Annotated in this window: 21 protein-coding genes and 1 pseudogene; 3 read left to right on the top strand and 19 right to left on the bottom strand. The window is 38.3% G+C overall.

The features are described from left to right. The first annotated feature begins 56 nt into the window (after positions 1-56). From DYI00_RS00410 to DYI00_RS00420, 3 genes are all read left to right on the top strand, one after another. A complete protein-coding gene (locus DYI00_RS00410; RefSeq protein WP_011578268.1) occupies positions 57-917 on the top strand; it encodes an outer membrane protein in 861 nt (286 codons plus the stop codon). Between the two features lie 341 nt (positions 918-1,258). After that, entirely contained in the window at positions 1,259-1,693 is a 435-nt protein-coding gene (locus DYI00_RS00415) for a DUF1104 domain-containing protein (RefSeq protein ID WP_011578267.1), read from the top strand. Positions 1,694-1,928: 235 nt separating this feature from the next. Continuing rightward, a complete protein-coding gene (locus tag DYI00_RS00420; RefSeq protein ID WP_104709201.1) occupies positions 1,929-2,849 on the top strand; it encodes a hypothetical protein in 921 nt (306 codons plus the stop codon). Positions 2,850-3,551: 702 nt separating this feature from the next. Here the strand turns inward: DYI00_RS00420 and DYI00_RS00425 are convergent. The 19 genes and pseudogenes from DYI00_RS00425 to nth form a co-directional block, all read right to left on the bottom strand. Then, a complete protein-coding gene (locus tag DYI00_RS00425; protein WP_011578265.1) occupies positions 3,552-5,924 on the bottom strand; it encodes a TonB-dependent receptor family protein in 2,373 nt (790 codons plus the stop codon). 139 nt (positions 5,925-6,063) lie between these two features. Further along, positions 6,064-6,829, bottom strand: a pseudogene (locus DYI00_RS00430) (radical SAM/SPASM domain-containing protein). Between the two features lie 142 nt (positions 6,830-6,971). Beyond that, a complete protein-coding gene (gene ychF, locus DYI00_RS00435; RefSeq protein ID WP_011578261.1) occupies positions 6,972-8,072 on the bottom strand; it encodes a redox-regulated ATPase YchF in 1,101 nt (366 codons plus the stop codon). Between the two features lies 1 nt (position 8,073). Beyond that, complete coding sequence (locus DYI00_RS00440; protein ID WP_104687669.1) at positions 8,074-9,564, bottom strand: leucyl aminopeptidase; 1,491 nt, start codon at positions 9,562-9,564, stop codon at positions 8,074-8,076. A 49-nt stretch (positions 9,565-9,613) separates the two neighbouring features. After that, complete coding sequence (locus tag DYI00_RS00445; RefSeq protein ID WP_011578259.1) at positions 9,614-10,192, bottom strand: DedA family protein; 579 nt, start codon at positions 10,190-10,192, stop codon at positions 9,614-9,616. Between the two features lie 11 nt (positions 10,193-10,203). After that, entirely contained in the window at positions 10,204-10,743 is a 540-nt protein-coding gene (gene apt, locus DYI00_RS00450) for an adenine phosphoribosyltransferase (RefSeq protein WP_011578258.1), read from the bottom strand. 34 nt (positions 10,744-10,777) lie between these two features. Beyond that, entirely contained in the window at positions 10,778-11,110 is a 333-nt protein-coding gene (locus DYI00_RS00455; RefSeq protein WP_011578257.1) for a membrane protein, read from the bottom strand. A gap of 45 nt (positions 11,111-11,155) precedes the next feature. Next, a complete protein-coding gene (rpiB, locus tag DYI00_RS00460) occupies positions 11,156-11,617 on the bottom strand; it encodes a ribose 5-phosphate isomerase B (protein ID WP_011578256.1) in 462 nt (153 codons plus the stop codon). Positions 11,618-11,637: 20 nt separating this feature from the next. Beyond that, a complete protein-coding gene (locus tag DYI00_RS00465; RefSeq protein ID WP_011578255.1) occupies positions 11,638-12,336 on the bottom strand; it encodes a site-2 protease family protein in 699 nt (232 codons plus the stop codon). Between the two features lie 8 nt (positions 12,337-12,344). Continuing rightward, complete coding sequence (gene lepB, locus DYI00_RS00470) at positions 12,345-13,217, bottom strand: signal peptidase I (protein ID WP_104709200.1); 873 nt, start codon at positions 13,215-13,217, stop codon at positions 12,345-12,347. Next, positions 13,218-14,090 (bottom strand): bifunctional methylenetetrahydrofolate dehydrogenase/methenyltetrahydrofolate cyclohydrolase FolD, encoded by an 873-nt coding sequence (folD, locus tag DYI00_RS00475; RefSeq protein WP_172460797.1) that lies wholly within the window; start codon positions 14,088-14,090, stop codon positions 13,218-13,220. A 259-nt stretch (positions 14,091-14,349) separates the two neighbouring features. Further along, complete coding sequence (locus DYI00_RS00480; protein ID WP_011578252.1) at positions 14,350-16,380, bottom strand: LTA synthase family protein; 2,031 nt, start codon at positions 16,378-16,380, stop codon at positions 14,350-14,352. 5 nt (positions 16,381-16,385) lie between these two features. Then, complete coding sequence (locus DYI00_RS00485) at positions 16,386-16,937, bottom strand: 3-deoxy-d-manno-octulosonic acid hydrolase subunit 1 (protein ID WP_011578251.1); 552 nt, start codon at positions 16,935-16,937, stop codon at positions 16,386-16,388. A 5-nt stretch (positions 16,938-16,942) separates the two neighbouring features. Further along, entirely contained in the window at positions 16,943-18,061 is a 1,119-nt protein-coding gene (locus DYI00_RS00490) for a 3-deoxy-d-manno-octulosonic acid hydrolase subunit 2 (protein WP_041600227.1), read from the bottom strand. Further along, entirely contained in the window at positions 18,037-19,056 is a 1,020-nt protein-coding gene (gene pyrC, locus DYI00_RS00495; RefSeq protein WP_011578249.1) for a dihydroorotase, read from the bottom strand. The genes DYI00_RS00490 and pyrC overlap by 25 nt, the downstream gene beginning before the upstream one ends. Positions 19,057-19,065: 9 nt before the next feature. Next, the gene (locus DYI00_RS00500) at positions 19,066-19,977 is read right to left on the bottom strand and encodes an energy transducer TonB (protein WP_041600226.1); all 912 of its coding nucleotides are present in this window, start codon (positions 19,975-19,977) and stop codon (positions 19,066-19,068) included. Then, positions 19,961-20,851, bottom strand: coding sequence for a hypothetical protein (locus DYI00_RS00505; RefSeq protein WP_011578247.1), 891 nt, complete (start codon positions 20,849-20,851; stop codon positions 19,961-19,963). Before DYI00_RS00505 ends, DYI00_RS00500 begins: the two co-directional genes overlap by 17 nt. Then, complete coding sequence (fliN, locus tag DYI00_RS00510) at positions 20,848-21,219, bottom strand: flagellar motor switch protein FliN (protein WP_011578246.1); 372 nt, start codon at positions 21,217-21,219, stop codon at positions 20,848-20,850. Before fliN ends, DYI00_RS00505 begins: the two co-directional genes overlap by 4 nt. 77 nt (positions 21,220-21,296) lie before the next feature. Then, positions 21,297-21,947, bottom strand: a complete 651-nt coding sequence (gene nth / locus DYI00_RS00515; protein ID WP_011578245.1) for an endonuclease III — start codon at positions 21,945-21,947, stop codon at positions 21,297-21,299.

Genomic DNA, 21,947 nt, shown 5'->3' on the forward strand with positions numbered 1-21,947 from the left:
TTATAGTAGAATGTAGCATTTAAAACTCAGATGAGAAAAGTAGAAGGAAGGAATACATGAAAAAATCTGTTATAGCGAGTGCTGTCTCTCTAGTAATGACAAGTTTATTGTCAGCAGAGGCTCCCAAGCAAGAAAGCACTATCAAGACAAGCCCCATCAAAAAGGGCGAAAGGAATGCCGCTTTTATAGGGATTGACTATCAGTTAGGTATGCTTAGCACGACCGCTCAAAACTGTTCCAATGGCAATTGCAATGGCAGTCAAAGTGGGGGTTATGGCTCTAACACGCCTAACATGCCTACAGCAAGCAATCCAACAGGAGGGCTTACCCATGGTGCTTTGGGGACTCGTGGGTATAAGGGCTTGAGTAACCAACAATACCCCATCAATGGTTTTGGTTTTATTGTAGGGTATAAGCATTTTTTGAAAAAGTCTCCGCAATTTGGATTCCGTTATTATGGGTTCTTTGATTTTGCAAGCTCTTATTATAGATATAATACTTTTAATAATTATGGCATGCAAGACGCTCGCAAGGGTGCTCAAAACTTCATGTTTGGCTATGGTGCGGGCACAGATGTGTTGTTTAACCCAGCTATTTTCAATCGTGAGAAATTGCATTTTGGGTTTTTCTTTGGCGTTGCGATTGGGGGCACTTCTTGGGGACCCACTAACTACTATTTTAAGGATTTGGCGAACCAATATAGAGGGAGTTTCCACCCTTCAAATTTCCAAGTCTTAGTGAATGGAGGGATCCGTTTAGGCACTAAACACCAAGGTTTTGAAATTGGCTTGAAAATCCAAACCATTCGTAACAATTACTACACCGCTAGTGCGGACAATGTGCCTGAAGGGACGACTTATAAATTCACTTTCCACCGCCCCTACGCTTTCTATTGGCGCTACATTGTAAGCTTTTAAAACGCTTTTTAGTGGGGGAGTTAAAAAAGGTTTTTTATAGTCTTTTATAACTTTCTCGCATCAAAATCTTTTTCTTAAAATCCGCAAAACCGCTCAAGTAAAAAACTTGAAACGCGTATTTATAAGCGGTTGTCATCATTAAAAAATAGCAAAGATATTTTGCAATTAAAAAAGCTTGATTTTCATCAAGCGATAGTTTCTACCTCATTTTTTTAAAAAGTTAAAGAGTATTAATAAATAAAACTTATTGATATTGCATAAAAATAAAAACTATAAGTTATTTTTAATGGATTAGATGGTAAAATCCTAGCCGTTTCATTATTTTGAAATGGGAGTATTTGATGAAAAAATTAGCGTTTTCTTTGTTATTGGCGGAATCTTTTTTAGGGCTTTTTTTGAATGCGAGCGATTTTAAGAGCATGGATAACAAGCAACTGTTGGAGCAAGCAGGGAAAGTCGCTCCTAGCGAAGTCCCTGAGTTTCGTGCAGAAGTGAGTAAGCGATTAAAAGCGATGAAAGAAGAAGAGCGTCAAAATTATAAAGCGGATTTCAAAAAAGCGATGGATAAGAATTTAGCTTCTTTGAGCCAAGAAGATCGCAGTAAGCGTAAAAAAGAAATCCTTGAAGCGATCGCCAATAAAAAGAAAACGATGACGATGAAAGAATACCGCCAAGAAGGGTTGGATCTGCATGATTGCACATGTGAAGGCCCTTTCCATCATCATGAGAGAAAGGGAAAAAAAGAGAAGAAAATGAGCCGTCATCAGCATGCTTAAGGTGTTTTGGTGGGGCGTTTTTGATTTTTAGCGTTAGTTAGGGTTTAAAATATAGAGAAGGTGTTTGTATTTTTTGGATATTTATAGTATCATGCCCAATAATAAAGACCCTTTGAAAGTCTGTATTTTAAAACGACTGAAATAACTTGCATTCTAGATGGGTTTTATAAACAAAAGAGGACTTAATGAGAAGCAGTATCTATTTTTGTTGCGATGATGTATATAGGAGTTTGGTTTGAAACGGATTTTATTTCTTTTAACGGCGACAGTTTTTTTGCTTAATGCAGATACGACTATCAGCACTACGGTTGATCCGAATGTTATGTTTTATGACAAATCTACAGGGAATGTGAAAAAGGATCGCAAAAGAGTCTTAAAAAACATGGTTAATTTGGAAAAAGAGCGTGTGAAGGGTTTTAACGAGTATTCCGAAACCAAGATGAGTAAGGGCGATTTAGCCGCTTTTGGAGCTTTCTTTAAAGCGAGTTTGGAAAGCTGTGTGGAGCAAAAGGTTTGTTATTATGAGCATAAAGATGGCAAAGTTTCTTTTGTGGTGAATGACAGAGAAAAGTTTTATAAACATGTGCTTAAAGATTTAGGGACAGAGCTTTCACTCCCTTTGTTCAACTGGCTTTATAAGGGCTCAGATTTTGGGGCTTTGCATGAGCAGTTTGGGGATATGTATGATGGGTATATCAAATATCTGATCAGCATGGTTAGGGTGAGCCAAAAAGAAAAGGCTAAAAAAGTGGATGCAACCGCTCTTAAAGAAATGGAAGAATTAGCTAAGAAAAACACTGAAGAGGCATTCCAAAAAAGAAGCGATGGGGAGATCCAATCTCATAGCGACAGCCCTGATTTCATAGGGAATTCCCAAAAAGTCAAGAACGACGCCACTCCAACTCCAGTCCCTTTGATCGGTAATGTTGGCAATAACGCTAATGCTAACACTAATACCAACGCATCCAAAGAAACAGCTTCAAAAGAGGAAGTGTCTCCATCACAAGAGGCGTCTCCGTCAAAAAAGAAAAAGAAAGCCAAGAAAAAGCGCCGTCTCTCTAAAAAAGAGAAGCGACAAGCCTTGCAACAAGAGCTTGAAAAGCACGGCAACTCTAACGAGTCTCATAAAACCGAAGAACATAGCGAGAAAAAATAGCCGTCTTGCCCTTTTGAAAAAGAGAGCTCTTATAACTTTTTTTAAAGCCACTGCCCCCTAAAACCGCCGTTTTTTAAAATCTTTAGGCTTTGAGCTTTTTTTTGTGCTAACGATTAATTTTTATTACGCAAAAATCTTTAAAATCCAATGATTGATGGAGTTAAAATAACCTTGCACTAAAACATTCTAACGCATTTCATAAAAATATGTAAAATTTTTTGGCTTTGTTTTCATTGGGTGGTAAAACTTAAAAACGCTCAAAGGTATTTTTTAAAGATTGAATAATAAAGAGTTTGCATAAGCGATAGTCCCTTGTAACTTGGTAGGGGTTAGCGAGATTTTAAGGGTTGTGCGAGAACTCTTTCAAATCTCTATCTCCTTAAAAAAGGGGGTTTTTACACAAAATGATAAAGTAAGATTTAAAAATCCCATTTTTTAAAAATAAATAAAATCAATATTGGGGTTTATCCATTTGATGAGAATAAAGCCTTTTGAGTATCAATTTTCCTATTTTTTAATGCGCCTAGCTTTTTTGCTCCTTGTTTTTTCTGTAATTAATGAAAATCCATCTGCTTTAGACTAAAATGAGGTTGAAAGATTAAGCAATTTGTTAGTGGGATTTTTACGATTTTAGAGATTTTAAAACTTCAATATCTTGAGAGAATAACGCTCAAAACCCCTTTGGGGGCTTATTAGAGGGGTTTAAAAATTATAGCTCACATACGCTGTGATGCTTCTAGGAGGAGCGGCTTCTTTACCATTAGGGCTAGTGCCTATCCCGCTAAACCAATACTTCATATTAAAAATGTTATTGACTTGCAAGCTCGCGCTCACGCTTTGATTTTTTCGTTCCCACAAAGTGCTGGAAATTTGCAAATTCCACACCCAATACCACGGCGTCATGCCCGCCGTTTTGGTAGTGATAGCCCCATTTTTAATCGTGGGCGCGTATTCTGTAAAAGGCACGGTGTTGAGCACATCCGTGTAAGTGCGGCTATAAAAGAAAGAGCTTAACCCAATCGTGGTTTTAGCGTAAGTGTAACTCGCATCTAAAATAAACTGGTGTGGGCTCACAAAAGGGAGTTTTTTGCCAAAAATATCTTTTTTAGGCCCTTTAGGTGCAGCAGGGTTGGTGACCATCGTGTGGCTTGTGATAGTGGCGTCTATAAAAGTGTAAGCCGCATGGAAATTGAGCCCTCTAATAGGCGTGTAATACAACTCCAACTCCACGCCTTGCGATCTCGCATTGACCGGCTCTCTGTTATCCCCATAGCGCCCAGTAAAATAGTGGTTCGCAAAAATCACAAAATAATTCGCATTAAAACTCACTTGATTGTTGAAATAATAGCGTGAGCCGCCTTCCATGACATTAAAGATTTGAAAATAATCCGTGCTTGTGCCCACAAAACTACCGATATTGCTGAATTGTGGCGGAATATAACTTCTTTGGTAGTTGAAATAAAACAACCAATCCTTAATGGGTTTATAGCCCACACTCACCGCCGGATTCCACTGGTTATAACGATCTTTAATGGTTTTTGGGGTTTGCCCTTCTTTAAAAGGAGGGACATCTTTTTTTTCGTAATTTAAAAAAGTGTATCTCAATCCTGGTGTGATTGTCAGCATGCCGTCATTGAAATTGATTTCATCGCTAGCATACACAGAAGTGTAATTGTTAAAATTATTGAGAGAAGTCCCTGGATCAAACCCATTGTTAGGCACGCTAGGGTTTTTCCTGGTGGTGAATCGGCGGTATAAATCTTCAGTTAAAAACCGCATCCCCATGTTGAATGTTTGTTTGACTTTGCCGGTATTGACCACGAGATTGAGTTTGGGCTCAAAAGCATTCAATACGAAGCGGCGGATATTGTCAAAAAATAGCCAACAAGGACTGCTCGTATCGCTGTAAGAATACAATCCGCAATTAGGGTTTTTTGCACTAATTTTCCCCTTTCCATTAAAAGGTAAAATCTTGTTTTGACTGCTCATATACACGCTTTGGTATTGGTTAGAATACCCAAAATCCCTGCTCATGTCATGCGTGAAATAAGTGAATTTAAAATCCCCTCCCACGCCGCTATCTGGATTGCCAAAGTAGTTTTGATACACGATCCCAAAGCGTTTGGCTCGCCCTCCATCTTGATTGTTAGGGCGCTCGTTCATGAAGCGGTTATAGGCGTAATCTTGTGCGCTCAAAGTACCCGGATGGTAGGAATTGTATTTATAATATTGATAATAGGCTTTAAAAGTGTTGCTTGGATTGATTTTATAAATCGCATCAAACAAGTAGTTTTGCACCCCTGTGGGGCTATTTTGCCTGAAACCCTGCCCATTGATCCAGTTCGCTTGTGCGCTAATGCCTACATGTTTTCCTAGCATCCCGGCCGTTCTCACATAAGTGTTAAAAAGCATCTGGTTGCCTAAAGTTTGGGCTAGTGGCTTGCCTTTTTCTTCAGGATCGACAAAACTCCCATTGGATGATCGCCCCCAAAAAGTAATCCTTTCAGCCGCTTGATCTTCCCACTCTTTAGGGATTTCTTTTGTGATGATATTCACCACGCCCCCAAAAGTGTTGGGCCCGTATTGGACGCTCGTGCCTCCCTTAATCACATCAATCCTATCTACTGATTGAAAGGTTACGGGGAAAATAGCCAATTCAATATTAGAATACGGCGCTCCATAAATAGGGATGCCATTGACTAAAATCATGTTAGTGTTGCTATGCCCATTACCGCCTCCACCAAAACCGCGCACCGAAATTTTAGGTAGCACGCCTGTGCCCGTAGCGTCTCTGATTTGAAGACCGGGCACATTTTGCAAGGCGTTTTCAATGTTTAAATTACCCGTTTTTTTGAGTTGTTTGTTTGAAATCACCGTGCGAGAACTTGTGGAGTCACGCACTTCTTCACTTTGCCAAGAAAGTGGCGCACTTGAGCTGAATTTTTGCTCGGTGGTTGTAACTTTTTGTAAAGTATGATGATGTTCTTTTGCATTGACAAAAGAGTAGAAAGAGAAAAAAGTCAAAGTACCCAATGCTAAAAAGGAAGGGGATTTTATCCTAAAATAATCGTTCATATAATAACCTTTCGTTAATTAAAATCAAACCAAAGTATATTATAAAAACTATTATTAAAATTATCTTAAAATTATCTTTTTGCGACTAAGCCGTTAAGATAATATCATTTACAATTTGTTATGAAAAGTTAAGTTGGGTTTATTTTTTATAGCGAATTAATGGGTAAGAGCAATTTTTGCATAACAACTCTAGCACTTCGCCCTTTAAAAAATGGGTTTTGATAGCGGTAGATTTTTGGCTTTTTAAAATATCTTTTAAAGGCGTATGGTTTAAATTGCTAAAGCTAATACTGGCTTGCATGTCCATGCAACACGGCATGACAACACCATTAGATAAAATAGCGATTTGTTCAATCAGTCCGTAGCAATAGGGGGATTTTGCTAGTTGGTTTAAAGGATTTAGGGCGTTCAAACTCGACCATTTAAAGGTTTTTTGAATATTCAAAAAACCTTTTTTAAACAAACGAGTGCAGTCTTGTGATTTTAACGCTTCCAAAGAAATAACCTCAAACGTTTCCAAAAAAGGCTTGATTGAATGGTGGTGTTTTTCAAGGGTGCTGTCTTGAATGCGTAAATTCAAAAACACTTCGCTATTTTTTTCAAATTTGTAGCGGCAAAATTCTAAAATTTTTTGGATATAGCGGTGTTGGTTGAGCTTGTGTGATCATCTGGCCCTGCGTCTAAAGAAATAGAGATTTGATAAATTATATCTTGTAAAAGCGTTTCAAAGTCATGCAAATACACCCCATTGGTTACTAAATCCACTTTTAAAGAAAAGCGTTTGGCGGTATTGAGATAGAGGTTTAAATTTTTGAGCTTGCAAGGATCACCTAGGACATGCAGGGTGATAATAGGGGTTAGGGGGCGGCTTCTTTGCAAACCTTTTCAAATAATTCTAAAGGCATCACACCCCTTATATTTTTGGGGTTAGGGCAAAAACTGCATTGTAATCCGCAAATACCGCTCAATTCCACATGGATTTTTTTAAAAGGCTTCTTTTCTTGTATCAATTATTTTGTGAGGAATAACGCTTAATCGTATTTTAAATTAAACATTAAAGCGAAAATGCAACACATCGCCATCTTGAACGATATAATCCTTACCTTCAATGCGTAATGCTCCCTTTTCTTTCGCTCCAGCTTCGCCCCTATAAGCGATAAAATCATCATAACTGATGGTTTCAGCTCTAATAAAGCCTTTTTCAAAATCCTTATGAATCACCCCAGCAGCCACAGGTGCGCTAGAGCCTTTTTTGATCGTCCATGAGCGCACTTCTTTGACCCCAGCGGTAAAATAATTGATCAAGCCTAATTCTTTAAAACTCAAACGAATGGTCTTTTCTAACCCGCTTTCTTCTACGCCTAAACTTTGCAAAAATTCCTTGACTTCATTTTCATTCATAGAAACCATTTCTTCTTCTAATTTAGCACACAAGGCAACAAACTCGCTATTTTGCCCTTTCGCATGGTCTTTGACTTTTTTAGCATGCTCATTAAGATCGCTTAAATTTTCTTCGCCCACATTAGCGATATAGATCATTTTTTTATGGGATAAAAAACGCAATTCTTTATCCAATTCTAAAAAAGCCTCGCTTGTATTTAAGGGAAAAGTTTTCGCCGGTTTTAATTCTTCTAAATGCGTTTTTAAACTCAAAGCGCATTCTAAAAGATTTTTAGCGTCTTTTGAGCTTTTTAAGGCTTTTTGCAAGCGTTCGATTCTTTTGTCCAAAGTGGTAATATCCGCTAAAATCAACTCCAATTCAATGGTCTCTATATCATTTAGGGGGTCAATTTTATCATTCACATGCGTGATATTGTCATCTTCAAAACAACGCACCACTTGCAAGATCACTTCGCATTCCTTGATATTGGCTAAAAATTGATTGCCCAAACCCTCCCCCTTGCTCGCCCCTTTAATCAACCCAGCAATATCCACAAACTCCACCACAGAATGCAAGATGCGTTCAGGCTTTACGATTTGAGCCAATGCACCAAGCCGCTTATCAGGCACATTCACAATGGCTTTATTAGGCTCAATGGTGCAAAAAGGGTAGTTTGCACTTTCTGCGTTTTGGGTTTTAGTGAGCGCGTTAAAGGTGCTAGATTTACCCACATTAGGCAAACCCACAATGCCTACAGACAAACCCATTTCAAGCCTTTTTCAAAAGCTCTTCCACAAAAGCTGTGCATGCTCTCACACCGGCCCCACTCGCTCCAAAACTATTCACATCCCATTCTTTTTCCACATAAGCAGGACCTGCAATGTCAATGTGCAACCATTTGTCTTTAAATTCATCTCTAATAAATTCATTCAAAAACAAGCCCGCTGTGATCGCACCGCCATAGCGTGAAGCAGAAACATTGCACACATCAGCGATTTTAGATTCAATCAATTTCTTTAAATGGCGGTTAAAGGGGAGTTTGGCCAATAATTCACCGGACTCTAGCCCTGAAGTTTCAAAGAGGTTTTTTAACTCTTCATTATGCCCCATGATCGCTGAAGTGAATTCGCCTAATCCCACAACGCATGCCCCAGTGAGTGTAGCAAAATCCACGATCACATCAGGGTTTAAATCTTGAGCGTAACTCAAACAATCCGCCAAGACCAAACGCCCTTCAGCATCAGTATTACGAACTTCTATGCTTTTGCCTTCTTTAGAGATTAAAATATCATCAGGCTTGTAAGCGGCTGGACCTATCATGTTTTCTGTAGCACCAATAATACCATGCACTTCAGCTTCTACGCCTAGATTAGAAAGTGCGTTTAAAAGCCCAATCACCGCAGAGCCACCGCCTTTATCCGCTTTCATGGTAACCATGTAATCGGCCGGCTTCAAACTCAAACCTCCGCAATCATAAGTCAAGCCCTTACCCACTAAAGCGATTTTTTTCTTCGCTTTTTTAGGTTTATAGATTAGGTGGATCAAACGGGGGGGATTGACACCGAGAGAGGCTTTATTGACGGCTAAAAAGGCGTTCATTTTCTTTTCTTCTAAAAATTTTTCATCATAGACATGGATTTCTAGATTGCCTTCTTTAGCCACTTTTTGTGCTACTTCAGCCATATAAATTGGGGTGCCAATCATAGGGGGGGTATTGACTAGGTCTTTAGTGATATTCAAGCTTTCTGTCATGACATCAGCGTATTTTAGGGCTTCTTTAGCACTCTTTTCTAAAGAATTCGCACAAGTTTCTTCGCAGGGTTTGTGCAACTCTAAAGCGATAATCGCTTCTTTTAAAACGCTTTCTTTTTTGTTGGATTTAAAGGTGTCGTATTCATACATGCCTAATTTCAAGCCCAAAAACAGCGCTTTCAAGTTTTCTAAAAGCGCGTTATCTTTGGAGTGCGTATGACAAGTATAAACCCCCACTTTAACGCTTTTAAAAGCGAGTTTTTTAAGGGTGCGAATGGCTGAACATGCACTCTCTCTTAACAAATGCACATTATCTTCTTTAACGCCCACATACAGGATTTTATTTTCTTGGTCTAAAAATGAGTCTTCGCCTTCGTATCTAAAGGTTTCTAGCAACTTTTTATTTTTGACCCAAGCATGATTGAAATCCTTATTGACAATAAAGACCAGACTGCATTCTGCTTTTGCGTTTTCAAAAGCGCTTTTTTCTAATTTGATTTTTAACATAAAGTCTCCTTTTTTCAATTCCATAATATTCCAAGAATTGTATTGAAATCTAGTGGCTTTTCTTACTATAGTATTGGAAATACCACAGCACTAACCCCAAGAAAGATACTAATAGTAATATTAGCACATAAGGGTGTCTTTTAAGCCAACCCAACGCATGCAATAATTCTTCTCCCAAGCACCACGCCAAAATAATAGTAATGCTTGCCCAAACCATTGCACTGATAAGGTTGATAATGGCGAATTTTAAAGCGCTATAACGCGTTAAACCTATACTGATAGGGATGATAGTGCGCATGCCATACATGTAGCGTTGGATGAAAATGATAAACCAACCGTGTTTTTGTAATAGTAAATGGGCTAGGGCTAGTTTTCGGCGTTGTTTTTCTAGCTTTTTTTGGATGTAAACTTTATTGGTGCGACCGATGTAAAAATAGATTTGATCCCCTATAAAACCCCCAATCCCTGCGACTAAAATAGCTAATCCTAAATGCATATGACCGGTATAGCTGGCAATCCCTGCCAAAATGAGCCCAATCTCGCCTTCTAAAATGCTCCACCCAAATAAGATGAGATACCCCCAAGTCGCCGCATGCTGATTCCATAACTCAATGATGTATTCTTCCAAAACTCACCCTTTTAGCACTCTAACAAACAAAAAGTTTTCACTTGTTCTTCTAAAAGTTGGATGCCCAGTAATTCTTTTAAACCTATCAAAAAGCATGCTTCTATGCATTCGGCCTGTAAGGCTTTGATAAGTTCAAGGCTCGCTAAAGCCGTGCCTCCAGTGGCTAATAAATCATCAATTAACACCACTTTTACCCCCTTAACCCCCCTAAAAGCGTCAGAGTGGATTTCTATACTGTCGTTCCCATATTCTAGGCTGTAGCTTTGAGACAGGGTGTGTGCGGGGAGTTTGCCCTTTTTTCTTACAGGCACAAAACCCACTCCAAGTGCATAAGCCAAAGCGGATCCTAAAATAAACCCTCTAGCTTCAATACCCACGATAAAATCCACATTGAGAGGGGTATAGCGTTTTTTGAGTGCGTCAATGAGTTTGTTAAAAAGTTTGGGGTAGTTGAGTAGCGTAGTAATATCTTTAAACAAAATCCCTTTTTTGGGGTAATCTTTCACTTCTCTGATGTTTTGTAAAAGTTCTTGTTTGAGCGTTTCATTCATTGTTATATCCTTTAATGTGATTGATTAAAGCGTTTTAGAGAAGAGCTTCTATTTTTTGCTCCAATTCTTTAATGCGGGTTTTGTATTTATCTGATTCGCCTTTGTATTCGGAGTTCCTTTGTTTAAGGGCTTTCAATTCTGTTTTTAACGAGCTCATTTCTTGGGTGAGGATATCAATATTGCCTAAAGCTCTTTGGAGTTGCAACTGGTGTTTTTGGATTAAAATTTCAGCTTCTTGTAAGGTGAGCTTCATGGATGCGTTGGTGCGCTCTTGCCGTTTGGCGACGGTTTTAAAAAAGAAAGTGCGCACACCCATATAAAGGATAAAAACAACAGCGATAGTGATAATAAACCATTCCATAAACATGTTTTTACATATCCTTTTTAACGAAACGATATAATTATACTACATTTAGGTTGATGATTTCAGCGATTCGTCTAGCTTTTGGATACGCAACACATGGCGGTCTTGTTCAAATTCAGTAGAGAAAAACGCTTCCAAAATGCTTTCCACTACGCCGATGCCGCTAATCTTTTCGCCCAAGCACAAGACATTAGCGTTATTGTGCAAGCGAGTCATTTTAGCCATGTAGGCATCAAGGCATAAAGCGGCTCTAATCCCCTTAAAACGATTAGCACCCATGCTCATGCCTATCCCTGTGGCGCACACTAAAATACCATAGCTTTGTGCATTTTCTAGGACTTTTTGGCACACTAGTTTCGCATAATCAGGGTAATCCACTCTAGCAGTGGGTAAAAAAGCTTGAATCTTAAATTGCTTATCTTCTAAAAAATGTTGGACAAACTCTGCAAGATGCAACCCTGCATGATCGCTTCCTATGAAAACTTGAGCAATATTCAAAGGCTTATTCATAAGCTCTCCTTGATAAAAGATTAAGAAAGGAGTAAGGAAAATAAAAATCTTGTGGGTGCATGGATAAAAAACTCCGATAAAGGGGGGATAAACAAAAAGACAAACACAACCAACATACCATAGCGTTCCATTTTAGAAAACCATTCCAATAAAAACACGCTTTTAAAATGCAACGCCAAAAAGCCGAGTGCTTTTGAGCCGTCTAAGGGCGGAATAGGGAGGCTATTAAACACGCCTAAGACAAGGTTATAGAGAATGCCTTGAACAAGAAAGGTCACTAAGGCTAGTTGATAAAGATTCAATTCATTAATACTTAACGCACTGATCCCTAGTTTTTGAAAGCTCAAATGCGTGATGAAAGCGAGTAGAACGGCTAGAGTGAAATTATAGATTACTCCGGCTAAACTCACCATTACGCATGCTAAAGAGCCTTTTTGAGAGACAATATAGCGCATATCCACAGGCACGGGCTTGGCCCACCCAAACAAAAAGGGGGCTTGAAAAATGAGTAATAAAGCGGGTAAAAGCACCGAACCCATCATGTCCAAATGCCTGATAGGGTTTAAACTCAAACGATGAGCATCTTTTGCACTCCTATCCCCAAATAAAAACGCGCTCAAGCCATGCATGATCTCATGCCCTATGATAGCGATTAAAAGGGCTAGGATCTTCATTGAGGTTGTGATAACACTTTCTAAAGAGAAATCAAAAAATTGCACAAAAAACCTTAACGCGTTGCGTTTTCTTTTTTAATGATTTTTTCTAAGTCTTCAACGCTTTTAAACATGCGCTCCCAACGCACCAGATAGCGTTTTTTGGGGTTATTTTCTGCATCCACTTCCAGGCTATTTTTTAAATTCAGGCTAAAATAAACAAACCAAGGCGAACCCACGATATTTTTATAAGCCACACTCCCCCAAAAGCGCGAGTCGCTAGAATTATCCCTATTATCGCCTATCATAAAAAATTCATCGTTATTGATTTTTTTATAAAACACCTTTTCGCCCTCTATTTGAATGAGTTGCATGCTGATACTAGCCTCTGCACCTTGAGTGGCTAACTGCTCCATTAAATGGAAAGTTTCATTATCTTTTTGGTAATGGATACCTGGATGCTTATTTTTATAAGGGTTTAAGACAAAAATCTTACCCATAAATTCTTTCGTCATGGCGTTAGGGTAATGTTTAGAAATGTAATTTTTATCCGTATCGCTCTCAAAAGGGTGCAAGTAAAACCCCTCATTAGTGAATAGCACCTCATCGCCTCCAACGGCAAAATTTCTCTTGACATAGTAAGACTTTTTTTCATGGGGGGGGATAAACACCACCACTTCACCTCGTTTAGGGCGAGATCCTTCTATCAAATGCCCATTATTTTTAAAATCAGGCATAATGGGAAGCTCAATCCATGGGATTTTAGGAATGGGTATGCCATAAGAAAACTTTTTAACAAAAAGCATATCGCCCTCATAGAGCGTGCCTACCATAGATCGAGAGGGAATGATAAAGGCTTGCGCGATAAAAAAGATAACCAACAGCACAATAATGATCGTCCCTACCCAGCTGGAACAAAATGCATAAAAAGAGCGTAAAAATTTCATTTAAAATCCCTTCCTTTGTTGTTTTTCAAAAGCGATTAGAGTGTTTTCTAAAAGCGAGACAATCGTCATAGGACCCACCCCTTTAGGCACAGGGGTGATAAAGCTAGCGACTTTTTGGGCGTTTGTGAAATCCACATCGCCTACAATACGCCCATCATTCAAATGATTAATCCCAATATCCACGACTACCGCCCCTTTTTTCAACATGCTTGCTTTAATCAAATCAGGCTTACCTACGCCCACGCAAACAATATCAGCGTTTTGAGTGTAAAAATTAATGTCTTTAGTTAAAATATGGCAGACGCTAACGCTAGCCCCAGCGTTTAACATGAGCATGCTCAAGGGTTTACCAATGATATTGCTCGCCCCAATAATCGCCACATCCTTACCCTTGATTCCAATATGATAATGCTCTAAAAGACGCATCACGCCCATAGGGGTGGCTGGCAGAAACGATTCTTTTTGAGTGCAGAGTTTACCGATATTAAGGGGGTGGAAACCATCTACATCTTTATTGGGGTCAATGGCTTCTGAAATCATTTTAGAATCAATGTGCCTGGGTAGGGGGAGCTGGACTAAAACGCCTGAAATATTTTGATTGTTATTATAATCTTTAATCAAGGACAATAATTGAGCTTCAGTAATATTTTCTTGAAGGGTTTTTAAGTCAAAGTCCATGCCCACTCTTTTGCATGCTTTGATCTTCATGTTGACATAAGTGATACTCGCAGGGTCTTTCCCCACTAAAATCACGGCTAGTTTGGGGCGTTTGTGCGTTTGTGTATTTATTGCTTGGATTTTATACTTCAAATCTTCTTCTATGTTATAAGCTAGCGCTTGCCCATCTAATAAAACAACGCCCTTATTTGGCATGCCCATTTGTTCCTTTGTATCATTAAAATCATCTTATTGTAGCAAAAATTATGCGTTTAAGGTAAAAAGCTCTTGTTTAAAACGATCAATTAAAAAAGCGGTCTTCTTGGGTTAGGGGATTTCTTAAGGGGGTTGTAGGGGGAATTATTTCAAAATATCCCCTATCCCCTTAAGGGGATGAGTTTGACTTAAAAAATAAGTTTTACAACAAAATGAAATCTGAAACCATAAAACAAAGTCTAACAACGAGTTAAAAGATTTATTGACTGAGATTAGCCCCATGATAGAGCAAGTAATAACTGAGCGCTTTTAAGGATTCTAATTGCTGGTAAAACTTAGAAGCCTCTATTTTGTCATTTTGTTTGTCATTTTGATCTTTATGATTTTCATTCAAATACCTTAACCCCACGCTTGGGTTATAAAAATAATCTTTAGTAGCGATCGCTTCATAACCTAGTGCATAATTAGGGTGGCTTGGGGGGTTTGTTGCGTTATTAGAAAATAAAGGCTTTCCAAAACTCACAAAGGGAAAACCTTTAGGGGCGACCAATTCAATGATGCTAGGGGCGATGTCTAAATGCGAGCCGACTTGACTGATTATTTTAGGTTTTAGAGTGGGGGCGAACACAATGAGCGGCACGGATTTAGTAATATACAAATCGTTTTTAGCGTATTCATAGCTCCTGTCAAAGTGATCCCCTGTGATGATAAAAAGCGAGCTAGGGAATTTTTGGCTAGCTTTTTTGATGAAATTGACTACCACTTTGTCATACCAGTAAATATGCCCTAAAGAATTAGCGTCCGGTAAATTTTGTGATTTTGGGGTCTTTTCTACAAAATTCTGGATTTTTTCTAAAGGCACGCCAAAGGCTTTGAGATTCACATTTTTGATTGCATGATTGCTTAAAGTCATCACCATGCTGAAAGTTTTTTCATTAGGGTTGGTGTTTTCTAAAATATAGTCAAATAAAATATTATCATGCACTCCCCAGTTGCTCTCTATGGGTTTAGGGTAGGGCTTGTTTTTGGCAAATTCTAAAAGGTGGTTATTGAAATAGAGGGCATGAAAACCTTGTTTTTTGGTGAAACTATCCAGTTTATTCCAAATACCGCTACCACCATAATAAAAATTGTTTCTATAACCCAGAGTTTTCATGATATTGCCGATAGCCATAGGGAAGCTAGGGAGGATCACTCCAGAATTGATCAAGTTATTATCGTTAATGTAAGGTAAGCCTGTGATTTGGACATCTAGGCTTTTTACGGTTCGTGGAGCGCTTTCAATAAAAGAAGAGAGCATGTAGGCATGTTCTTTTTTAACCAAGTTTTGTAAAGCGCTCGTTAGCCCTATAGAATCAAATTTTTGATCAAAATGCCATGAGCTTAAGGACTCTGAAACGATATAAAAAACATGTTTAATGGTTTGATTAGAATCGTTGTAGCTTGTTTGAGAAAGCAAATTATAGAGGTTGTTTGAGGGGTTCTCTTTAAGATGGAAATAATTTTTCGCTACTTCTAAAGGCGTTTCTTTAGAAAAATCGCTGAATTTAAGGTTATGGCTTTGTCTGTAATTACGCACCAAAAGATAAAGACTGCGAAACGCTCCGGGGGTGATTTTCATCAAAAAAGGATCTTTGGCTGGCTCTATACTGAGATCTAAAGACGCACCCACAAAGCTCAATTGCGCGTTAATGTAAAACATTTGCGTGAGCGAAAAAAGAATGAATAAAATGAAAGTTTTAAGGGGTTTGGTGGTTGGATAGATATTTTTTTGCTTAAAAAGGGTGTCTTGGAGTTTGAGATAAATAAAAGAAGTTAAAACGCTAAAAATCACAAAGAGTGAAAAACTAGAAAGGATAGGGTATTCCCCACTCATTTTTAAAATCGTGAGCGTGTCTTCATGCAAAAATTCCAATAAATTCTCATCAAACACATTCCCATAAATGCCATAATAAACGATGTTAGCAATATTTAAAAATAGAATTATTGCGATAGAAAAATAAGCTACCGCATTGAGCATTTTAGTTTGGTGTTTAGGGATCAGTAACCCCAATAATCCGATGATGATAAAAAGAATCGCTAGGCTTGAAACCACACGATTGTCGTATCTTGCCCCATTGAGTAGGGTTTTAATGATTTCATCAAAAACAGGGTTTTTTAAAGCATGCTTATAATAGCCTGTATAGAGAATAAAGCCGATACGATTGAATACAAACAACAAACTCATAAAAAAGGTGAAATAAAAACCTTTTAAAAAGAGCGAAAAAAGGGCGCTAGATAAGGGTTTCATAAGCGTTAATGTAACCTTTTTTGAACAAGATATAAAGTCTTAAAAAAGACAAAAAGAAGCAAAGGGAAATCCAATAAAGAATCCAAGATTTGAAAATTAGAGCGGACAAAAAGCGAACTGGTTAAAGCCATTAAAGCGATGACGCCTAGTGAAGGGCTACTCAAAAACAAACTGCTGCAAAAAAGTGCACTAAAAATAAGAGAAGCCATGAAATGGTGGTAAATGGAAAAAGGCAAGAACCCTAAAATGTCTATAAGGAGTAACAAATTAAAAAATAGCATGACGCTATAAGATTGCAAGGTTTCTAAAGGGGGCTTTTTGAGTAAATTGCAAGAAAAGCCCGCATACGCAAGGATTAAAAGGCAACTAAAGGGGCTTAAGGGGGCTGTAAAACTGCTTAAAAACGCATTGAACGACAGAGAATTTTTAAAAGCGATATTGCTTAAAATTACGCTTATAAAAGAGAGTGAAAGCCTTAAACTTAACGCCTTATTTTTGAAAAAAAAGAAAATTAAAAAAAGCCATACAAAACTCAGCGTGTAAGAAGATAGAACCATAACAATTACTTGGGAAGGGAATTTAAATAAGCCATATTGAAACGGATGTGTTTGATATTAGAGCGGTTATAAGTATAGACAATATCTATGAAATGAGAATTAAGGCTAGAGCTTGGGTAACTCACCTCATTGGCTTTATCCAAAATTTTTAAGGTTTGAAACGAGTTTGCATTTTCTAATTTAGAAAGTAGGAGTTCTTTACGCCGTAAGAATAAATCGCTAGGGTTATGGATTAAATATAACGATCCATTCAAATTGAGTAAATTCAAAGCGTCGTTCAAATTTTTCAAATTCGTGGGCATGGGTTTTTGCCAAGTGGTGGGGTGTTTGCAAGTTTCTAGCATGAGATAATCTTTAAAAAAATGGTTTCTAAACGTCATGATAGCGCAGTCTTTAAAGGGGGTTAGGCTTGGTTGGAGCTGGTGGTTTAAAGCGTTTGGCCTTAAAAGCTCTCTAGGGTTATGGTGTTTGTCAAATTTCAATAACAAAGGGTATTGCGTGGCTAATTCGTGATAGAGTGGCAACACAAAACCACCATCAGTGGTGTTTAAGGGTTTAGTCCTTACTAAATGGCTCAAATTTAAAAAAGGGCTTAAAGAGAGTTTTTGCACAAATTTGAAATCAATCGGCTCTAAAGCGCTTTCAAATTGATAGATTTTAGAAGTCGCCCACCCACCCATGCTCACCCCTACGACAAACAACAAAATTTTATCGTTATGCAAGAAAAGCAAGGGGTTACCCAATTTTTTGATATATTCATGCGCGTTTTTGGAAAGTTCTTCTTTGGTTAAAAGAGTGAAAGCTTCGCTCCAACGATTGGTCTTGCCATCAAAAAGATTGGCGCTGATTTTCACATCCCTTGCCCCTTCTTTAGTGCCGCTAAAATAAGCGCTCAAGAGATTGTTATTAGATAGGCTAATGAGAGTGCTTGCATGCACGCTTAAAGCGTCATGGGGTTTAGGGATAATAAGTTGAGTAAAATAGGGGGGGTTTTCAGTTAAAAGGGCTTGATTGTGCGTGAAAGCGTAGGGGGGGGTTTGGCGCGTCATTACAATTAAAAATAAAACGACAAAAAGCCCCACAAAAAAGGCGGTATTTTTTAGGCGATTTCTTGAATGTTCCAAGATAGCGTTTCGCCCTCTCTTAAGATAGCAATTTTTTCATTCAAACAAAGCGTGTGTGTAGGGACTATAAAGGGTTTTTTAGACAAACGCACTTTTTTACTCGGCAAATTGTCTAGCGTGTAGATTTTTTTAGCGTTATCGCTGATGAAGGCTTGCAAATTCTCTAAAGCGTTGTGTTTTTCAAAAAGTTCGCACAATGCAGGCAACAAAATAGGTGCAGAAAAGATGCCTGCTGGAATGTTAGCGCTGTGTTTTTTAGAGATAACATGTGGGGCGCTATCAGAGCCAAAAGAGATTTTAGGGTGGGCTTTTAAAGCAAGGGATAAAAGCCTTTCTTGGTCTTTTTGGGTTTTGATTAAAGGCTTGCAAAAACAATGCGGATTCAAACTCCCCCCTAGTAAATCATCTAAGGTCATGCTTATGTGGTGTAAGGTTAAAGTTGCATAGAGGTTGTCATGTTTTTCAATTAAAGCGATACTGCGCCAATCGCTCAAATGCTCTATAATGATTTTGAGTTTGGGGAATGAATGGGCAAAAGTTTCTAAAACGCTGTGGCATAAAAATTCTTTATCCAAACAAAACCCAGCTTGTTCTGCGTGGATGCATAAAATAAAGCCTAATTTTTGGGCGTCTTCTAAAATTTCTAAAGTCTTTTCGCCCAATAAATCCGAAGTGCCGTTTTGCGCGTTTGTGGTCATGCCTTTAGGGTAGAGCTTTAAAAACTTAATGCCTTGGTGTTTAGCGTGTTGCAATTCTTCTAAAGTCAAACCATCATTAAAATACAAACTCATTAAAGGTTTGAAGTTTGAAGAATTTTTTAAAATTTCTCCTTCATATTCAAGGGTGATTTGAGTATCAATCAAGGGCTTACTGAGATTAGGCATGATCACTGCAGCGCTAAAAGGCTCGCTAGAATATTTCAATACCGCTTTTAAAAGCACGCCCTCTCGCACATGCAAATGGGCGTCTATGGGGTCAAAAAGCGTGATTTCCATGGCGTTTTCTTAATTGCTCCCTAAATAATAACGCACTCTAATGCGGATTAAAGTCTTAGTTTTGGGGCGTGGATAATCTTTATAGGCGATTTGAATGGTCTTTAAGGTGTTGTCATCAAGCATCTTGTATTCAGAGCCAATAATGATTTTAAGATCGGTAATATCGCCATTGGGGTGCAAGTAAAATTCCACCGCATTGGTTCCGTCTTGCCCTAAATAAGCGGCTACTTGAGGGTATTCTAAATATTTTTGCGTGATGCGCCCAATATCCCTTAAATTATTCCTAATGAAATCTTTTTCAGCTGTGCCTAGATCCCCAAATTCTTCGCCATACAATTCATCAATATCCCTTTTAGTTTGATTGTCCAAGCCCTTATTATTCTCTGTCCTTGGAGGGGTTGGAGGCGTGACTTCTTTAGGCAAGAAAGAAAGCTGATTGGGGTCAAATTCTTTTTGCACCGGTTTCTTTTCTTCAACCTTTTTCTCTTCCACTTTCTTTTCTACTATTTTTTTCTCTTCCACTTTTTTGAGCGCTTTGTGTTTGTGGTCCGGTTTTTTAGGTTTTGGCTTGGGTTTGGGTTTGGGCTTGGGTTTAGGCTTTTCTATAGGTTTTGGTGGGGTAGGGGGTGTGGGAGGCGTTGGGGGTTGTTTAGGGCCAGCCAGCGTGGGTTTGGGAGCGCCTGGGTTGTTTTTACTAGGATCTTGCGAATGGCCTCTTTTTAAAATCAATAAATTTTTAGGATCCACTTTAACGAGCTTGGGTTTTGAGGGGAATAAAGACTCTCTATGCTCATATAAGAAATAAACCAACAAGTGCAACAATATGGATAGGATGAGAGAAAAGAAAAAATTCCTATCCGAATGATCAATGGGTTCAAAATTACGCCCCAATTGGGTTTGTGTTTTAGAAGTTTCTGGCATATAAATTTCCTAATTTTGAATTCTTTACATTGTCTTCAGCTTCTTTAATCAGGTCTTCTTTAGACGCTTGCAGGCTTATTTTATCTAGAAGCAAGCCGTATTTATCGCTCAATAAAACCAAGTAATGTTCCTTATGAGTTTCTATGGAAACGATTTTATGGCGTGCATCAATACGGCTCAAAACACTAACATTTAGCTTAAAATCCTTTTTTAAAAAAGACCCTTGTGTAGAAACAAATTTTTTTTTGATTATATACAAAATAAGAAGCAAAATAACAATAACCGCCAACACTTTGTAAGCATGGCTTAAATCTAGTGGGGATTTTAACCCTAAAGCGCTCAAAGGGCTTTGGGATTGATCGTCAATATTTTTTGGTGCAAGGCTAGTTTGTTGAGGTTTTTCTTTAGGGCTAGGCGGTGGGGCTAAATGAAAACCTTTGGGTAAAAAAAGAAAGCGGATCTGTTTTTTATCCTTGCTGTTTGAAGCTTGGATTTCTAAATCCATTTTGGCTTTTTTAGACAGGAGATAAACATCGTTTTGGTAGGAAAACATTTCCAATGCATTTAAAGAGGCTTCTTTAAAATCCATTGTTTTTTTAGAGTCTAATCGGGTGTTTTTTAAAACGATCACTTTTTGGCCTTCAACTTCCATGATTTTTGGCGTTTTTTTGAAAGGCGTTTCAAAAGTGAGCGTGGTTTGGACGGCTTTGATGGGGGGCGTTTTGGTATTTTCATCAGGTTGGACTTCTTTTAAAATATTTTGCCAATGCGTAAGCTTGATGGGGGCGTCATCGGTGGGCGTTTTAATCTCCAAAGAAATGGTTTCTTCAGCCAGCAACAAAACAACGCTCAACAATAAAAACAACGCTCTCATGAGTTTTTAGCGAGATAATACACAATGGCGTTAGAATCAAGGATTTCATTCAAACGAATGGCTAAATTCCTTTCAAAAACCATCACCTCACCCTTACCAATAACCCGTCCGTTCACAAAAGTATCCACGCTCTCTCCGGCCGGTTTTTGCAAATCAATCACAGAGCCTTTTTCAAAACGCAAAATTTGCAATAAAGGGATCTGCGTAGAGCCAAGCTCCGCACTAAAAATAATCTCCATGTCTAAAAGATTTTTATAATCGCAGATAAGTTCTTCTAAATAAGTGGAAAGCTCCAATTCCCTTTCTTTGTTGGCTTTTTCTTTCTCTTTTTCGGCTATTTTTAACTGGTTAGCTTCTGTTTCTAGCATTAAATTTTACTCTTTTAGAATGGTTTGACTTTGGCTTTAAAGTATGATTTTACTATAATTTTTATAAAATAAAGCCATTACGCCTTAAAGCGAGCTTTAGAGATGCAAAATGCTGTTAAAAAACACGCATCGCATAAGGGGTTTTTGGCTTTGCAAGTATAACGACCAAATAAAATTAAGGCGTGGTGGAGTTTGGATAAATCGTCTTTAAAAAGCTCGCTCAATTCCTCTTCGGTTTTGATGGGTGTTTTAGCGTCGCTTAAGCCTAATCGGTGCGTTGCACGAAACACATGGGTATCTACGGCTAGACAATTCGCATCAAAGCACACTGAAAGCACCACATTAGCGGTTTTTTGTCCCACGCCATCCAAACCCATCAACTCTTTTTGTGTAGAAGGGATAACGCCGTTAAAATCCCTCACTACTTTTTGCGCCATGTTGATTAAATGCTTGCTTTTGTTGTTGAAATAAGAAACGGATTTGATGATTTCTTTAACCTCTTCTAAAGAAGCGAGCGCTAAATCATTCACGCTTGGGTATTTTTCAAATAATTTAGGCGTCACTATATTCACTCTAGCGTCCGTGCATTGAGCGCTTAAAATAGTAGCCACTAATAATTCATAAGGGTTTTTATGGTGCAATTCTGTGGTTTGGTTGGGGGAATGTTTTAAGAGCAATTCTTTAATTTGCTGGGCTTTTTGGTGCATTTTAGTGCGTTTCACACTCAT

Source organism: Helicobacter acinonychis (genome assembly GCF_900461455.1).
GTDB classification, from domain to species: Bacteria; Campylobacterota; Campylobacteria; order Campylobacterales; family Helicobacteraceae; genus Helicobacter; species Helicobacter acinonychis.

Excerpts from the sequence above, each read along its gene's own strand:
- DYI00_RS00455 (WP_011578257.1), bottom strand. The coding sequence starts at position 11,110 with ATGTTTATGGAATGGTTTATTATCACTATCGCTGTTGTTTTTATCCTT.
- DYI00_RS00485 (WP_011578251.1), bottom strand. The coding sequence starts at position 16,937 with ATGGTTCTATCTTCTTACACGCTGAGTTTTGTATGGCTTTTTTTAATT.
- fliN (WP_011578246.1), bottom strand. The coding sequence starts at position 21,219 with ATGCTAGAAACAGAAGCTAACCAGTTAAAAATAGCCGAAAAAGAGAAA.
- DYI00_RS00410 (WP_011578268.1), top strand. The coding sequence starts at position 57 with ATGAAAAAATCTGTTATAGCGAGTGCTGTCTCTCTAGTAATGACAAGT.
- lepB (WP_104709200.1), bottom strand. The coding sequence starts at position 13,217 with ATGAAATTTTTACGCTCTTTTTATGCATTTTGTTCCAGCTGGGTAGGG.
- ychF (WP_011578261.1), bottom strand. The coding sequence starts at position 8,072 with ATGGGTTTGTCTGTAGGCATTGTGGGTTTGCCTAATGTGGGTAAATCT.
- DYI00_RS00415 (WP_011578267.1), top strand. The coding sequence starts at position 1,259 with ATGAAAAAATTAGCGTTTTCTTTGTTATTGGCGGAATCTTTTTTAGGG.
- DYI00_RS00440 (WP_104687669.1), bottom strand. The coding sequence starts at position 9,564 with ATGTTAAAAATCAAATTAGAAAAAAGCGCTTTTGAAAACGCAAAAGCA.
- rpiB (WP_011578256.1), bottom strand. The coding sequence starts at position 11,617 with ATGAATAAGCCTTTGAATATTGCTCAAGTTTTCATAGGAAGCGATCAT.
- DYI00_RS00505 (WP_011578247.1), bottom strand. The coding sequence starts at position 20,851 with ATGAGAGCGTTGTTTTTATTGTTGAGCGTTGTTTTGTTGCTGGCTGAA.
- DYI00_RS00500 (WP_041600226.1), bottom strand. The coding sequence starts at position 19,977 with ATGCCAGAAACTTCTAAAACACAAACCCAATTGGGGCGTAATTTTGAA.
- DYI00_RS00480 (WP_011578252.1), bottom strand. The coding sequence starts at position 16,380 with ATGAAACCCTTATCTAGCGCCCTTTTTTCGCTCTTTTTAAAAGGTTTT.
- apt (WP_011578258.1), bottom strand. The coding sequence starts at position 10,743 with ATGAATGAAACGCTCAAACAAGAACTTTTACAAAACATCAGAGAAGTG.
- folD (WP_172460797.1), bottom strand. The coding sequence starts at position 14,090 with ATGCCAAATAAGGGCGTTGTTTTATTAGATGGGCAAGCGCTAGCTTAT.
- DYI00_RS00425 (WP_011578265.1), bottom strand. The coding sequence starts at position 5,924 with ATGAACGATTATTTTAGGATAAAATCCCCTTCCTTTTTAGCATTGGGT.
- nth (WP_011578245.1), bottom strand. The coding sequence starts at position 21,947 with ATGAGTGTGAAACGCACTAAAATGCACCAAAAAGCCCAGCAAATTAAA.
- pyrC (WP_011578249.1), bottom strand. The coding sequence starts at position 19,056 with ATGGAAATCACGCTTTTTGACCCCATAGACGCCCATTTGCATGTGCGA.